Source organism: Deltaproteobacteria bacterium CG11_big_fil_rev_8_21_14_0_20_42_23, assembly GCA_002796345.1.
Taxonomy (GTDB): Bacteria; UBA10199; UBA10199; order 2-02-FULL-44-16; family 2-02-FULL-44-16; genus 1-14-0-20-42-23.
Window position 1 is genome coordinate 609 of the sequence record PCXC01000007.1, and the last position, 16,354, is coordinate 16,962.

Annotated in this window: 13 protein-coding genes; 5 read left to right on the plus strand and 8 right to left on the minus strand. The window is 38.7% G+C overall.

The annotated features are described in order from the left end of the window. Positions 1-10: 10 nt before the first annotated feature. The 3 genes from COV43_00545 to COV43_00555 form a co-directional block, all read right to left on the minus strand. Positions 11-1,630, minus strand: a complete 1,620-nt coding sequence (locus COV43_00545; protein ID PIR26618.1) for a hypothetical protein — start codon at positions 1,628-1,630, stop codon at positions 11-13. A gap of 182 nt (positions 1,631-1,812) precedes the next feature. Then, positions 1,813-3,387 (minus strand): hypothetical protein, encoded by a 1,575-nt coding sequence (locus COV43_00550; protein ID PIR26619.1) that lies wholly within the window; start codon positions 3,385-3,387, stop codon positions 1,813-1,815. Further along, entirely contained in the window at positions 3,384-4,577 is a 1,194-nt protein-coding gene (locus COV43_00555; GenBank protein PIR26620.1) for a hypothetical protein, read from the minus strand. Before COV43_00555 ends, COV43_00550 begins: the two co-directional genes overlap by 4 nt. A gap of 69 nt (positions 4,578-4,646) precedes the next feature. Here COV43_00555 and COV43_00560 point away from each other — a divergent pair, with 69 nt between their 5' ends. From COV43_00560 to COV43_00580, 5 genes are all read left to right on the plus strand, one after another. Further along, entirely contained in the window at positions 4,647-5,786 is a 1,140-nt protein-coding gene (locus COV43_00560) for a hypothetical protein (protein ID PIR26621.1), read from the plus strand. Continuing rightward, positions 5,783-6,508 (plus strand): hypothetical protein, encoded by a 726-nt coding sequence (locus tag COV43_00565; protein ID PIR26622.1) that lies wholly within the window; start codon positions 5,783-5,785, stop codon positions 6,506-6,508. The genes COV43_00560 and COV43_00565 overlap by 4 nt, the downstream gene beginning before the upstream one ends. Further along, the gene (locus COV43_00570; protein ID PIR26623.1) at positions 6,501-7,409 is read left to right on the plus strand and encodes a hypothetical protein; all 909 of its coding nucleotides are present in this window, start codon (positions 6,501-6,503) and stop codon (positions 7,407-7,409) included. Before COV43_00565 ends, COV43_00570 begins: the two co-directional genes overlap by 8 nt. Continuing rightward, positions 7,393-9,822 carry a hypothetical protein gene (locus COV43_00575; protein ID PIR26624.1) on the plus strand — a complete coding sequence of 810 codons (2,430 nt, stop codon included), beginning with the start codon at positions 7,393-7,395 and terminating at the stop codon, positions 9,820-9,822. The genes COV43_00570 and COV43_00575 overlap by 17 nt, the downstream gene beginning before the upstream one ends. Positions 9,823-9,960: 138 nt before the next feature. Further along, on the plus strand, positions 9,961-10,470 hold the full coding sequence (locus COV43_00580; GenBank protein ID PIR26625.1) for a hypothetical protein: 510 nt from the start codon (positions 9,961-9,963) through the stop codon (positions 10,468-10,470). A 107-nt stretch (positions 10,471-10,577) separates the two neighbouring features. On the opposite strand, the gene COV43_00585 is transcribed toward COV43_00580, so the two are convergent. The 5 genes from COV43_00585 to COV43_00605 all read right to left on the minus strand — a co-directional run bounded on the left by COV43_00585 (position 10,578) and on the right by COV43_00605 (position 16,343). Further along, positions 10,578-12,482, minus strand: coding sequence for a UDP-N-acetylglucosamine 4,6-dehydratase (locus COV43_00585; protein ID PIR26626.1), 1,905 nt, complete (start codon positions 12,480-12,482; stop codon positions 10,578-10,580). Between the two features lie 71 nt (positions 12,483-12,553). After that, a complete protein-coding gene (locus COV43_00590) occupies positions 12,554-13,234 on the minus strand; it encodes a UDP-phosphate galactose phosphotransferase (GenBank protein PIR26627.1) in 681 nt (226 codons plus the stop codon). 56 nt (positions 13,235-13,290) lie between these two features. Beyond that, positions 13,291-14,433 carry a glycosyltransferase family 1 protein gene (locus COV43_00595; protein PIR26628.1) on the minus strand — a complete coding sequence of 381 codons (1,143 nt, stop codon included), beginning with the start codon at positions 14,431-14,433 and terminating at the stop codon, positions 13,291-13,293. A 6-nt stretch (positions 14,434-14,439) separates the two neighbouring features. Then, positions 14,440-15,402, minus strand: coding sequence for an NAD-dependent epimerase (locus COV43_00600; GenBank protein PIR26629.1), 963 nt, complete (start codon positions 15,400-15,402; stop codon positions 14,440-14,442). Beyond that, complete coding sequence (locus tag COV43_00605) at positions 15,399-16,343, minus strand: hypothetical protein (protein PIR26630.1); 945 nt, start codon at positions 16,341-16,343, stop codon at positions 15,399-15,401. The genes COV43_00600 and COV43_00605 overlap by 4 nt, the downstream gene beginning before the upstream one ends. Positions 16,344-16,354: the final 11 nt, after the last annotated feature.

Here is a 16,354-nt window from a genome sequence, read left to right on the forward strand (position 1 = left end):
GAAATGTGTTTCACAACCTCTTCGGAATTTTTACTTTTTGCAGCTTTTTCTTCAGCGCGAAGTAGACTTCAACTGGGCGGCCTTCAGCTTTCCAGGCATCTACAAAAAGTTCGCGGGCTTGTTTTTTGGTGAGCACTTTATCCATCAGGGCATAGTAGAGTTTATCGCCAAGGATATAGCCAATAGCATGGGTAATGGCGATGAAGAGATCAATGCGAACGCGAAACAGTTCTGTAAACTCTAGGGGCTGTCCTTTTTTTTCCATGTTTAAATATTCAACTACATAATGGGCGGCCTCGTGCTCTGTTGCCCTATTCATAGGCACTTCAGAGGAACGGAAATACTGCACAAGTTCACGAAATTCATGATCATGAAAACATTTTCGTTTGTGATTTATAATTTTTGAACCAAAAAAACCTAAGGCTTCGTGCAAAATGTTAGCATAAAAAGCATCCACCAAATCTCTGGGTTCTTCGTCACCAGAAAGAATATGCTTGATACAATGACTTGCTTCTTCAGCAGCGTGATTGAGAGATAAGTTAGAAAGATAAACAAAACGCGCTTTAGCAATATAATAACTTTCGCTGGAAAGAATTTGCTCTTTGATGGTTTCGATTTCGTCTTTGGTAAAGCGTTTTGTAGCGCGAAGTTTTTTCAGGAAACTCAAATCACCAGCAGTAAAAATTTCAACTGATTCCAAATCTTCTTCCGAAATGCTTAAGTTTAGAAACTTGCAAATCTGCTGAACCAAATCGATGAAGCTGTGTTTTGCATCTGCATAATCAATTTCACCCTCTTCGTGCTCCAGCCAGTTGATATAGGAACGCTGGCAAACCACAGGTGGCGTATGCATGCGGCAGAAACTGTTTTCATTAATTTGCACTACTTCAACTCTGTCGTACGCACCCTTCTCTGCAAGTTTCCAATAAATACTTTCGCTGTTTTGATAGAGAATCAAATCTGATTTTTCATTTTTCTTTTTGGCTTTTAAGATTTTTTTCACATCTTTTGGCAAATGCTGAGGTGCAATGTGCAAGTCTCCGATAAAGACAAACAGCTTGTCGTTGGGATGCTGATCCATAAGATCAACCAGCAATTTTGCTGTAGCTTCATCACGCTTTTGAACACTTGAACCATTTTTTGCGGCATCAATCGCCTTGATGGGAATGTTGTGATATTTACAAAAATCAAAAAGAGGCTTGAAGCTATCCCACAAATCAAAAACCCAATGTTCTTGGAGTTTTATTTTTTTCAAAAAGAGAGCTTCTGAAATTTTTCCTGCAAGGTATTGATCCAAAACCTTTTGATGTTTTGCATGCAAGAGCTCTAAACCAACGACAAATGATTTCGTTTCTTTTGAAACAAGTTTGAGAACACGAAGAAATGAACGCTGAGATTGATTGCACGTGTGATAATCGCCAACGTAGATAATATCTGCCTTTAAGACGGCTTCAATCATTTTTTCTGGCGTTACTGCTTTTTGATATTTCGAAACATTTCTTTTGTATGTTGCTTCATATCGATCAAATGCAGGTTCTTTGACCAAAATTGAATCTTCGATCTGCCTTTTATTTCGAAAAAATAATTTTTTTTGAAGTTGAAGTAACTCTTGTCGTGGCGAAAGGGTCAAAGTGAACTCCCATACATTTAGGGTGTATTGACAATTAGCTTTCTGTCATTCTGAGCAAAGCGAAGAATCTACTATATTTGCGAGGAGATCCTTCACTACGTTCAGGATGACAATTGTGAATAGAAAAGGTTGTTAGATCAATACCTAGTCTTTAATTGTCAACACGCCTTAGTAATTAAAAATTATGTTGAAAAACCCAATGTCAATCCTAGCAAGTAATTGTTCCGATCGCCGGGAAGAAAATTGAACTGATTCACACGTTCGTAGCCAGCTTGCAATGCCCAGTTTAAGCGATCAAACCATTCTTGATGATACTCCATTTGTAATCGGTATCTCTTTTCATGAACCAGATTTCCGTCTGTTCGTCTCTCGTATGCCGTACTCAATTTTGTCCACTGCTTAGGACTTACAAAATATCGATGTGTAAGGTAAACGCCGTTTCCATTCGTCCCAATTGAATGGCCAATGGATTGTCCACGATAATATAAGCCTGAAGGATAGCTTCCAGCATAAGCAATGGCATTCGTTCTTGCCCATTCAAGGCTGAGGTCCGATTTTTCACTCCCCGCAAAACGCGGTATAGCAACACCTGCTAGCTGCAAGATATCTCGTTTATTAATGAGAACAGGGTCACAGCAATCTTCCCAATATCCTTCCACGTAGGTTTCAAGCTCAAGCTTTGGAATACGCCAACGAAGTTCCGTAATAAATCCTCGGTTCACTTTCCCATTTCCAGATCCTGTCAGTTCATCTGAAAAATAATTCAGCGGAGACCAACTTCCTCTTCCCTCACCTCCAAATTGAATCACCTGCCCCAAACCAAACTCAAAACGCTTGTGGGGTTTGAAGGAAGTTTTTATTCCCTGAAGAATGGAATAGGGAAAAGTTCGATTGCTATCAAGAAAGGTGAGAAAAAAATCAGTTCTAGTTGGGCCAAGGTGTTTGAGAAAACCCGGCAGAAGAACGGGATGACTATTTGCAACTCTGAAAAGATAATAAGGTCTTGTGTTCCCAGAAAGAAGCATGGAGCCACTTTCACCTTGTCCCCATCGCACCGTGTCGGCACCAAGTTCGATCTCCAGTTTTTGTGCGTTAAATTTAAGGTAGGCACGTTTTACATAAGCATCTATTTTTTTTTCGGTGCCCAGAGATTCTGAAGAGAGCAAAAGTGTGGGTTCAAAATTAAAACTGACCCAAGAATATGGAGACCCCTTCACTCCCGCTGAAAGAGAACCATGATGACCTCGATCAGAAAAATCCCCTTCACGCTCAGCCAAAAGAGGATTGAGTCTTGCATTTGTAACCCAAGGAATACCTCGCGCGTAGGAATTGGTATAAAGATATTTTGAAGTCAAACTTACCTTGGGCTCACGCGAAAGCTCTAATTGCTTTTGCAAAAGTTCAGCATAAACTTTACTTTCTCCGCTAAACTCATAGCCCTGCAACGCTGCTAGAACAGCACCTGCTGAGACCTTCTTTATTCCACGAATCCAAGAAATCTGAGGATTAAGATCTGCCAATCGTTGAATCCAAATATATTCAAGGTTAGTGGGGTCAATATAATATTCGTTCCCCGCGGGTTTCTCTTCAGTTCCGGCCTTATATGAAGTAAGCCCCACAAGGGCAAGATTGAGTGAGCTCACAAGCGCCATCGCAACATTTCGAAAAGTGTGATCACCAACGGCATAAACTCGTGGTGCATAGAAACTGATGCTAAAAAAAGTGGTGATGATTAAAAAAAAGAGTTTTCGTTTCATAAAGAGAGGCGGGCATTTTCTTTTTGAGCTAGGGGAATATAGTCTGTTTTAGAAAGGCGGTAATACTCTTCCAAAATTTCTTCAATCAGTGGCGACCATCTGTGTTTACCGGCGTATGCTATAGAATTTTCTCGAAGCCGTGAGCGAATAGAGGAGTCAGAAATAATCCACTGAAGTTTTCGTGCTAACGCAACATGATCTCCATTTGGGAAAAGAAGCATGCCGCTCCCATAGGCTGCTTGAACAAGTTCAGAGGAACCTCCATCGTCACTGGTTATTACCGGCAGCCCTGAAGCCATAGCCTCCAGAATAGCATTGCCAAAGGTTTCCGTGTCTGATGGGTAAACGAAAATATCTGAAGAAGCATAAACTTTGTTTAAAATGTCACGGCTAATGTGGCCCAAAAAACGAGCGTTCGGAATATGACGTCTTAGATATGACTCCATCGCACCTTGCCCTGCAAAAACCCATACAATATTTTCATGTGTCTTTTTTAAAATTTTGGAAGCTCGCGCCAATTCTTTGAGGCGTTTCTCTTTTACCAAGCGTCCAGCATATAAAATAATGACGCTCTCTTTTTCCGCTCCCATTTTTTTTCTCCATTCTAAGGAACAATGTTCGGGAGAGAAAAGTTCGGGCTCCACACCTCGTGCCCACTGCTTCATGGGTGGACAAATGTTATGGTCATGTAATTCGCGGATGATATGCTGAGTTGGCACCAAAAGAAGATCAAACTTATTATAAAATTTTTGAAGCAAATGTTTTGCGAGTGGAACAAGAGGCAAAGCGTAAAGAGAAAACAGTTTCGTAAGGTGACTGTGATAAATGCCGATCAAGGGAATTTTTTTTGCGCTGGCATACATGGCGCCAACGTGCCCCGCTCTACACGGTGTTGAGACATGGATAACGGTTGGAGCAAATTCGTCGAGCCGTTTAAAAACAGGGCTTTTTCTACTGAGGCAAAGACGATAATCCCAGTATAAAGGCCAAGGAATACTTGAAAGCTTAAAACGCTCTCCGTATTCGTAGTTCCAGATTTCATCAAATTGAGTGCTTAAAACTAAAAAAGGAATTTTTCTCCGTTCAAGTTCATCCGTAATTTTTGTGAGGGTCTTCGTTGCTCCGTCATAAGCTTGGCGAAAGTTAAACGCGACAATAGCCACGCGAGGTTTTGGTTTTGAACTTGTCATAGGCGGCAGAAAATGTCACAACTTGCGCGCTTTGTCAAAAGCCATTGATTATAAGTATTTGCAGCCACTATGAACTTTCAAAAGAGTATAACAATTTGCGACATCACAACTTTTTGGTCTGAGAACGGCGGCGGCATACGTTCTTACTTAACGGCAAAGCAAGCTTTTTTTCTTCAGCATCCTTCTCTTAAACACATTTTAATTATTCCAGGAAAATCCAACGAAGTGATTGTGTTGAAGAATACGAAAATCTATATTTTAAAAGCTCCTTATTTTCCGTTTCAACAATCATATCGTATTTTGTTTCGCCCGTTTGCCATACGAGAAATCTTGCGCAAAGAACAGCCGAACATCATTGAAGTGGGAAGCCTTTACTTCATTCCTTGGATTTGTTTTTGGGCAAGTCGAAAACAAAAAGTAAACATTGTTACTTACTTTCACTCCCACATTGTAAATTCCTACATATCACCTTTCTTCCAACGTTTTGGCACTTCTCTTCATCGTTTTGCAAAGCAAGCAGCTTGGAAGTATTTATCCTCTCTTCATCAAAAGTTTGATCATGTGTTTGTTGCTACTTCATTTCTTGAACAAGAATTACAAGATCATCAGATCAAAAATACTTCTGTCGTGCCACTTGGAGTGGATCACGCTGTTTTTTTTCCAGCTGAAACAGAAAAAGAGCCAAGACATCATCTCTTGTTTGTTGGTCGTTTGAATAAAGAAAAAGGTGTTGATTTTCTGCTTCAAAGCTTAGACGACATTTTCGCTCACAATGATTGCACGCTTACTCTTTTAGGTGCTGGCCCAATGAGAAAAGAAGTTGAGGAGGCACAAAAGCAATTTCCGTCACTTGTTTATCTTTCATCAATAAAAAATAAAAGTGAACTTTTAAAACTCTATCAAAAAGCCGATATTTTTTTAGTTCCTGGAACTGCAGAAACGTTTGGTCTAGCAACCTTAGAAGCCATGGCCTGTAAAACTGCAGTTGTAGCTCCAACAGAAACCACGAGTGAGCTTTTTACTTTGGAGGGCGCTGGAGAAAGTTATCAAAAAAATTCAAGCCGTGACTTCGCTGAAAAAATACAAACTGTTTTGGCTGAAAAAGAGAAATATAAAACTGCAGCTCACAAAGCTTCGCAAAATTTTTCTTGGAATAAAACGTTTGAAAAAATCTTATTTATTTATCAAAACCTTGAGCAAGAAATATGAAAACAAACTGCCTCATTTCACTTCACGATGTCACACCTTGTTTTGCTAGCGAAGTAAAAACAATGGTAGATACGCTTCATCAACTCAACATTTCTCGTTTTTCACTTTTGGTCGTGCCTTTTTATCATCAGCAGTACAAACTTTCTGACTTTCCAGATTTTGTTACCTCCCTTCAAGAACTTGAAGCATCGGGCGCCGAAATTATTCTGCATGGCTTTCATCACCTTGAACTTACTCCAAATACAAAAGCGTTCCATCGCTTTGCCACCGGTGGTGAAGGTGAATTTGCTGAACTTGATCAAAAAGCTACAAAACATTTATTGCAAGAAGGCTTGGAAGAACTTCATCGCTGCAAGCTTTCACCAAAAGGATTTATTCCACCGGCTTGGCTTGACAACCCTCACCTTTTAAACGAACTTTCACAGCTTGATCTTCACTTTAGTGAAACGCATTTTTATCTCCACGAAACAAAAACGAAACAAAAAACATTTTCACCGGTTATGACTTACATTCACCGAAAGCCTATCAGACGTGAACTTGCCATACTCTACAACGCATTTCTAAAGCATACTTTTCCTTTCTTTTCCTTTCCCAGAATCGCACTTCATCCTCCTGATGTGAGAAATAAAAGAATATGGAATCAAATGAAATCTACACTTCGTTTTCTAAACCAAAAAGTTGATTTTATCAGCAACTCAGACTTGATACATTTTCATGACTAAACAAAAATGGAAAAAAATATTTCAAGTTTTTTTAGGAATTGCAGGTATAGGCGGTTCACTGTCTACCCTTGTCTTTTTCATGGTATCGAATACCTTTTCGTTTCCGCCACTTAAAATTACTCTTCTCATTTCTCTTCTTATTATTATTGAAATTTTAGCCAGAAGCCTACGTCTGAAAAAACTTCTTTCTTATAGCAAATTTTCACTTCCACTTTGGAAAAGTATCAAGATCAACCTTGTCGGCGACGTTTTTGCTTCAATCACCCCAGCGCGAGTTGGTGGAGAAATTTCAAGAGCAAGCTTTTTGCAAAAACACTGCAACGGCTTGAAAATGGCTTCATTTAAACTTGTTGCGGAAAACGCAAATGATTACATTTCACTATTTTTTCTAGTGGCTTTGTTTGGATCTTATCTTCTCTTCACTTCCACGGAAGCGTTGATGCAAAAAAATATTTTTGTTGCTCTGCTTGTTTTTGGTCTTATTATTTCTTCCCTCACTGGAGTTCTGTTTATTCTTGTTCGAAAAAAAATTCTTCCTCGGAATTTTTCACATTTTAGCTACAGACCCGAACTTCTTCTTTACACTTCCATCCACCACATTATTCGCATTGGAATGCTTCCTCTTCTTTTAAGTTTTTTTTCTTCATCACTTTTTGATGCAGCAACATTTGCCTGGTCATTCTTTTTTATTTATGCTTTCAACCTGCTTCCTTTGCCTAGCGGCGGCGGAACCATTGAACTGAGTTTCACTCACATTTTTGATAACGCGTTGGGAAATAATCTTGCAACTGCTCTTATTTGGTGGCGGATGTTTTCGCATTATAGTTACGTTATTCTAGGAAGCGCATTCCTTTTGGGTGACCTGTGGAAGAAAATAGGAAGTCATGAAAAAGAAACTTGATTACTTCTATAGGAAAATTGGAAAGTGGATTTTTAATCACCTTAAAACAGTGTTGCTTATTTCTTGTTTTTTATTTCTTACCTCCAGTTTTCTCACAACAAAAATTAAAATCAAAGCAGATCTCAAAGGCCTACTCTCTCAAGATGCTCCCAGCGTTGTAGGTCTTGAACAATTAGAAAAAATATATGGTGGAGTAAATTCTTTAATGATTGGTATTGAGACTCAAGATGAAAACACCGCAAAGTCCTTCATCGACCAACTTGCCGCCGAACTGCAAAAACAAAAAGATGTAAAATATGTAGAACACAAACGCCCTCTTGATTTTTTTCATAAGCACTATCCTCTTTACCTAGAAGCTGCTGATTTAATAAGCATTAGAGAGCGATTAGAAAAAAAATGGGAGGAAATGAAACAAGGTGCGCATCCTTTTTTTGACAGATTCTTTTTTACCCTAGAAGAAAATGACAGCCTACACTTTGATGACATCATTGAAAAATATAAGGGAGAACTTGGTGCAAGTAATAACTCTGAATACTTCCAAAATGGTGAAGGCTCTCTCTTTGCCCTTCTTGTTCGCCCCACTTTTTCAAGTACAGACTTCGAGCACTCCAAACGCTTTGTGCATGAAATAAAAGAAATTGTAAAAAATCTTCACCCGGAAACCCATGGCATTTCAGTATCGTATGGCGGTGAATATCAAACCATGATCGATCAAGATCAACACCTCAAAGCAGAAATCGCCACCATTTCTCTTCTTGTTCTTTTTGCACTTATTTTTTCCATTATCCTTTTCTACCGCAGAATAAGTGCCATTCCACTTATCACCCTTCCCTTACTCGCAAGCATCGCTTCAACGGGAGGAGTAGTTTATCTTCTTCTTGGTCACGTTAATCTCATCACAAGCTTTAGCGGACCAATACTTGTTGGGCTTGGAAGTGATTATGGCATTTATCTTTTAGCTCGCTATTTCGAAGAAAAAAAACAAGGCCGCACAGTAAAGCAATCTTTCTTTAATACTTTTTACCACACGAGCCGTTCCATCAAAACTTCTGCGCTCACAACACTAGCAGCGTTTGCGATGCTTTGTTTTTCATCGTTTAAAGGTTTTTTTGAATTTGGCCTTATTGGACTTACAGGGATTCTCTTCACACTTTTTTGGATGCATTTTTTGCTTCCAGCTTTGATTTTAATTTTCGAAAGAAATAAAATTTTCGCGTGGGAAGAACGATTCTCTCCTTGGTCGATCAACTTTCAGTTTAAAGAAAAAACTTCTCGCTTTGCACTTCTTCTTGTCAGTGTTTTTATTGTTTTGCTTATCATTTCTCTTTCGCAATTTCAGCACATTGCAAAACTAGAATATGATTTAAGCAAATTTGAAAACCAAGAACTTCCCTCGTATCAAACTGATAAAAAAATTGCACCACTGCTTGGAAACGAGCTTCGTCCTGCAGCGATCATTGTTTCTAAAGAGGATGAAAAAAAAATCATCGAACAAGCAAAGTTGAGTATAGCTATACCAACTCAGTTGCAGATGATTAAAAAGGTGATTGCTCTCACAAGTGTAATGCCATCACTGTCTCTTCCACAAAAAAATGAGATCCTCCACATTCAAAAACTCCTAAAAAAAATGGACCTCAAACTCAGCGGTGATGAAAAAACTTTTCAAGACGCATTTCTTCATTTTGACACCCAGAAAAATATTAAATACACAGACTTACCACCTTCATTGAAAGCAAATTTTCTCCCGGAAAAAAATGATAAAGGGCTCATCTACGCCTTTCCAACTCAGGCAAGAGACAGTGCTGAAAAAGTAGATGCATTTGCCTATCAGCTTGAAACACTCCTGGCGCAAACTCAATCACAAGGAGTTATTGCGAGCGATATCTTAATTATTCGAGACATCATGAAGATTATTAAACGTGAAGCTCCATACCTCTTATTTGCAATGTTCCTCACCACGTTTTGCTTTCTTTGCATCGAATTTAAGAACATTTTTACGGCCGTGCTTCTTTCAGCATTTTTAATAAGTTCATTTCTCTTACTTTTTCTTGGAATGCATCTTTTTCATTTTCGGTTCAATTTTTTCAACCTTGCTACTATTCCTATTATTTATGGAGCTGGTTGCGATAGTTTTATCCACTATTACCATCGACTCTTGGAAGAAAAAGGACGGATTATTTCCACACTCAACCACATTGCGCCTTCTGTTCTTTTTGCAAATTTCACCACCATGATTGGTTTTGGAGGACTTATTCTCAGCAACAACCAAGCCCTCGCTTCAATAGGGTGGATCACATTAATAGGCATGATTTCCGTGAGTCTCACTGCACTTCTCTTCTTCCCTGCGCACCAACACCTTTTGCGGCAGAGTAGAAGAAAAAGAACGATAAACAACTTTCGAAAAAATGCATGAATACCGTTATTTTTCATATATTTGTAGATTTCTAACGCGTCATTTCTTATCATTTTAGATACTTGACAAATTACATCGAGATCTGTAGTAGCCAGAAATCATTTATTAACCATTTCAGGACAAGATTGAGATAAGAGCATGAAATCATTCCACAAAGAACTTGAATTACAAACTGAACAAAACAATCTCCTCGACCTCGAGCCCAATCTTGCCTCACACGTTGAAGATTTTGATTATTTTTTTATCAAGGATTACACAGAAGAAAGTCGTCAATGGGTTAAAGAAAGTGGCATTTTAGATGGTTTTCTTACCATTCAAGTTCTGCATACTACTTGCGTGGTAAGCCTCAACGAACTTGATGAACCTTGCCTTTTAGGTGATATCAACAATCGCCTTCGCAGCTTTGCCTCTAAAGCTGAAAGCTATTTGCACAACGGCCCACTTCGCACCAAAAACCTCTGCGAAGAAGACAGCAAATGCGACCGCAACGCAGACGCCCACCTGAAAGCAACTTTACTCGGACAAGCATCACAAACCATCATCATCCGCGACGGAAAGCCAGTGTACGGCACTTGGCAAAGACTGTGTGTGATTGATTTGGATGGGCCAAGAAACCGAAGAATTTGCATTCAAGCTATTGGTGCTTAGGTTAAATCTTTTTCTATCCCCCCTTCAAAAATAAAAAAAAGCGAAGTGCTTATAACGCTAAGCATTCCGCTTTTTGCAATTACTCAAAATCAACTCAATTACTATTACTACGAATTAAGTGAAAAAACATTTGCACTGTTTTTCTGATCGTAGACAAGACTACTATTTTCTGGTTCCTCATAGTGAATCACATGCGTGCGAAGCAACTTCTTCACCTGCAGTTCTCCAACAGGTGCATATTCCTCAGTTGCACTTTTGAAAGCTTCTAGAATAAGTTGAATGTTGCGAATATCATATTGTTTACTTTCACAAGCCACAAAAATGCGATCATGTTTGGTTGCTATAGTTCCCTCTTCTGAAGTGAGTATTTCTTCAAAGAGCTTTTCTCCAGGACGTAAGCCCACCACTTGAATATCAATATCTTTGTACGGAACTAAACCTTGCAAGCGGATAAGATCTTCCGCCAATTTCATAATCACAACTGATTTTCCCATATCAAGCACCATCACTTCATTTCCACTTCCTACAGCCGACGATTGCAAGACTAAAGAAACAGCTTCAGGAATAGTCATAAAGTAACGCTTCATTTCATGATGCGTAACCGTGACAGGGCCACCTGCACGAATTTGTTCCATAAAAAGTGGAAGCACACTTCCACGGCTTCCTAAAACATTTCCAAAACGCACAGCAATAAATTTTGTTTTTGTATTTTTTTGTGAGCCAACGGCTTTGCAAACCTGTTCTGCTAAGCGTTTTGTGGCACCCATAACACTTGTGGGTCGCACTGCTTTATCCGTAGAAATCAGAATAAATTTATCCACTTCATACCGAGCCGCAGTAGTTGCTAAATTATAGGTTCCAAAGACATTTACTTTTACGGCTTCACGCGCATTATCTTCCATCATTGGAACATGTTTATAAGCAGCCGCATGGAAAACAACTTGAGGTGAAAATGTCTGAAAGACTTCTTCAAGGCGTTTCACATCTCGAACGTCACCAACGACAAAATGAAATCGATCAAAAAGATGAGGAAATTTTTGCTTAAATTTAAGCTGTAGACTATGCAGCTCAGTTTCATCAACATCGAAAAAAATAGCCTTTTCAAGATTTGCAGAACATACTTGAAGAGAAATTTCTGAACCAATAGAACCACCAGCTCCAGTAATTAAAACTCTTTTTCCCTCCAAAAAATTTCTAATGAGAAACCGATCTACATTTACCGACTGGCGACCAATGAGGTCTTCAATAGAAATATCTTCAAGGTCTTTTAAACGAAAATCTGGGATGTCATAATCATAAATACGTGGGACGGTTTTTACAATTTTTATATTTGGATTTCTCTTGATGGAGCCATAAATTTTTTTCAGCTGAGGAAAATGTAATGTTGGCATTGCAATCAAAACTGCTTCAATTTGTTCATCGGCAACAACTCTTTCGAAATCTTGAAGTGAAGACAACACTTTCACTCCGTGCAAAAAGGCTCCTATCTTTGAGGGATCATCATCCAGAAATCCTACCGGATAAAAGTGAGCATAATTGTGTCTCATCATATCTCGCAAAATCATTTCCCCTGTATGGCCAGCGCCTAAAATAATGGTGCGCACACCTTCGCCTTTATGTTTTTTCTTTAGGACTTCAAGATAGAGGCGTTTTGCTATTCGAACAGATGACATAAAGAAAAGCGAAACTACCCAATCAATCAGAAAAAAAGAAACAGGATATTCAAACTGAGTTAATTTTGTGCTCAAAAGTGAAAAGAGAACAACGAGCGAAAGTGAAGCTGCTGTAGCTGTAATGAAAAGATTATAAAAATCGTTGATACTAACATACCGCCAAGTAATTTTGTAAAGCCTGCGCGAAGCAAAAAATGTAAGTTTTACCAAAAGGATAAATGCTAAAATTTCGTAAAAATAGGCATTTGAAATATGAATAAAGTTTGAAGAAATAAAAAAAGTAGAACAGATTATAATTGCATCCATCAGAAGAAAAAAGCCTGTTCTTTTAATTTCCATTTTCAATGTTGAACTCCTTCACTTTGCAAAACCTGTAAACAGGTACAATTCACAAAAATTTCGTATTTCATTTATGACGCTCCACTTCCATTAAAAACGACCCAAATTGTTTTGAAAAGAATTTTACAGTCTAAGGCTAAGGATTGTTTTTTAACATACTGAACGTCCATACAGACACGATCTTCAAATGTTGTATTGCTTCGACCGCCAACTTGCCAAATGCCTGTAATACCTGGTCGCACTGAAGCATAGTAAAAAAAATCATCCCCATAGCGAACTTGCTCTTGAGGCAAAATTGGCCGTGGTCCAACAAAATTCATATCTCCCTTCAACACATTCCATAATTGAGGAACTTCATCCAAACTTGTTTTTCTCAAAACTTTACCTACTATTGTGGCTCGGGGATCATTTTTTAATTTAAAATTCCTATTCCATTCTTCTTCCATTTCGGGATGTTGACGCAGATACTCGTGAAGGACCTCTTCTGCATTGGGGACCATTGTTCGAAACTTGTAACACGTAAATAATTTTCCTTTATAACCAACCCTCTTCTGACGGAACAATACGCTCCCTCCATCGGATTTGATAGAGAGCGCAATTAGCAACAACAAGGGAGTAAGAAGTAATAACGATAAAGATACCACAGTAAAGGTAAAAATCCTCTTACAGAAGTTTGTAATATTAAAAAACACTTGTTGGCCTCTCAATGGAAAACGCTCGCCATTTTCAATATTGTTTACAAGTTTTCCCATTGTTTTTTCTTCCTTCCGAAACTATTTTTACGACAGGAACAACCAAATTCTACGAATCAAGAGGAATATCTCCCATACTCCTTGAGCACCATACCATTTATATAACTTGAGGAAAAGGATTTGGCGCGATGCTTTGCATTCTGACCCATTTTTTTTCGTAATTCATTATCGTTAAACATACTTTGTAAGGCTCGATAAAGAGCCTCGCTATCTTTTGGTGGAACAAGAATTCCTGTTTTCCCATCAACAATCGAATCAACGAGACCTACTACTCGCGTTCCAATAGCTGGCAAACCCATTGCTGCAGCTTCCAAAACAACAATTCCAAAACCCTCGCGATAACTTGGGAGACACAACACATCCGAGATAGCAAAAAATTTTTCTGGTTGTGGTGAATCACCTAGAATTCGAATTCGAGGATTTTTTTGAATACGCTCCATGAGTTCAAATGGAATTGGTTCTCGATTAATTTCAAACGGCCCAATCAATAACAAAAAAAAATCTTCTTGCTCACGAGTTAAGTTTTCAAAAGCTTCTATGAGCTCCTGAATTCCTTTTTCCAAATTAAGGCGACCTGTAAAATTAATAATGCTGGCATGATTAGGAATATGTAATTCACGTCTAATTTCTTCGCAACTTGATTGCCATTTAGCACAATCAAATCTGTCCAAATCCACACCAGCCAAAGAGCCTGGCCCAAGGACCTTAATATCCTTTTTGCTCGCAATTGCCTGTCGAACAAGATAGTCCCGCTGCGAAACGCTATCTGTATAACATCTAGTGTTCAGCTTCACAATGAACCAGTCACACCTTTTTGAAACCCAGCGCAAAAGGCCTCGTTTATACATCCAAGGTTGGCCTGTAAAAGTATGAAATCTTATAGGAACTCTAGTGAGAAAACCTGCAACAGCCGTGAGCAAACCTGCTTTTTGTGTAATCGAATGAACAACATCGAACTTCATTTTTCGAAAGTAGTGGCAAAGCTTCCATAAAGATTTGAGATCATTCCAAAGCGAGATAGATCGATGTATAGAAAGTGGATGAACTCGCACCCCTTTTTCTTGTGCCATTGTTTCTAATGCCGGTCCTGCACTTGAAACCAGATAGACCTCGTGCCCTTCCTCAACTGTCGCAAGAATTTGGCTGCGAAGATGATAAACAAAAACAAACGGAACAGTTGCAATTCGACAAAGTTTCATACTGTCTCATTTCTCAAATATTGTTTCACTAATTACTTGAGGAACAGAAATTTTTGGAGAATAATCCAACTCTTTTTTAAGCCTTGTATAAGGATACTTTGTTCTCCGTACCAAACCATTTATCTGTTCTTGAGTAAGTGGACTATGAGCAATCGTAGCCATTATACTTGCAAGGTTTCTTACAAAACGTTCTGGAAATCTCAATCGTGGAGCGGATACTTCAAGAGAAGAGGCAATGCCATTTATCATTTCTTCAAGTAAACAATCGTTAGAGATATTAAAAACTTTCCCTCGTGCTCGCGCATTGGTCCCACAAAGCTTAAGAACTTCTACAACATCATCAACATGAACATAAGTCGCAACTGCACCAGGACGTCCAATATAAAAAAACAAACCATTACGAATCATTTTCCCCAGTGAATGCAATGATGGATTGAATTTTCCAGCACCAAAAACTTTAGATGGTCTTACGATGGAATAACTAAGCAAATCACTCTTTGCAGCCTGAAGTACTAATTCATCTGATAGGGTTTTTGTAATCTCATATTCTCCAAAAGGTTGAGTTGGTGTATCCTCGGTGACTATACGCTCAGTATGAATATATTCCAGCGGATAACCATACGCGCCAACACTACTAAGCTGAACCCAATGAAGAGCTCGTTTTTTATTGTGAGCTTCTTTAAGTGCTGCCTGGAGAAGATGCTCTGTTCCCTCAACGTGTAAGGCTCTCATTGTAGCAATATTATAAAGTTCTCCAGCGCAGTGAAAGATAATGTCACCATTTTCCATAAATTTATCAAAAGGACAATCTTTCGAAGTCAAATCACCCTGTAATACTTGAACGCCAGCTGGAAACTTGTTTTCTGCATTGCGCGAAAGCACTTTTATATCGTGATGGCCTTCTTCAACAAGAGAGTTGATCAATCTTCGTCCGATAAAACCATTTCCTCCTGTGACCAATATTTTCACGAAACAGCCTCAGCACTCATGGTCTTGCAACTGTATTCTACATCATCATGCAGTCCTTTTTTGTCAATCGAAAGAAGGAGACCAAAAATCATTTGTCCTGGAAGAGTAGACATTGCCGAATAGTGTAGTGATGACAATAAAAGGAGAAAAATTGGAAGCCTATTCCACTTGTTGATACGAGAAAAAACCATCATCAGAAGGAGAAAAAGACCGAAAAAACCATTCGTGAGAACAAAAGTCAAAAGACCCCAATCACCACCATGACCACTAACACCCTTACCTCCCGGAATGGCACCGAAGAGAAGCGAATAAGTTGTAATTTTTCCAACAGCTATACCAACATGGGTCCAAAAAAGATGAGCCATAAAAAGTAAATATTTTAAGTTAACTTTCTCAAACAGCATACCACTAAAAATTATGAATTCTTTGTGGAACCACAAAAGCCATGGAATCAAAAAAATAAGTGGTGCAAACATTATCATTATGAAACGCCTTTTGTATTTTGCCAAAAGCAGCAACATAAGAACAACTGCACCGGTGCCCGATGCCAAAGATAAAACTGCTAGTGTTGCAAGCCAAAAATACCGTCCACGCACATTACAAAGTGCCATCAAAACAACAAGCAATGCTCCACCAACAGGAGCTATTCCGCCAAAAGAGAACGGCCTTTGATAGACCCCAAAGAGAGCAAGATTGGCCCCCCCATCATTTGTAGTATCAATAAAGTTAGGCAACATTGCTGTTGTCATAATCGTATTGACTAAAAATGCTTCTAGCAAAGTCATTACGCTCAAAAGGACAAGCGTCTTTACAAGAGTTTTAGAGCTGACAGGATTTGACTTAAAAATAAAATAAAAAATCAACCATCCCCAATAATATCGAAAATCAAGAATTGCTGCGGAGAGACTCCCTGTAAAAAAATGGAGATACATCAAAAACATAAAACCACAAA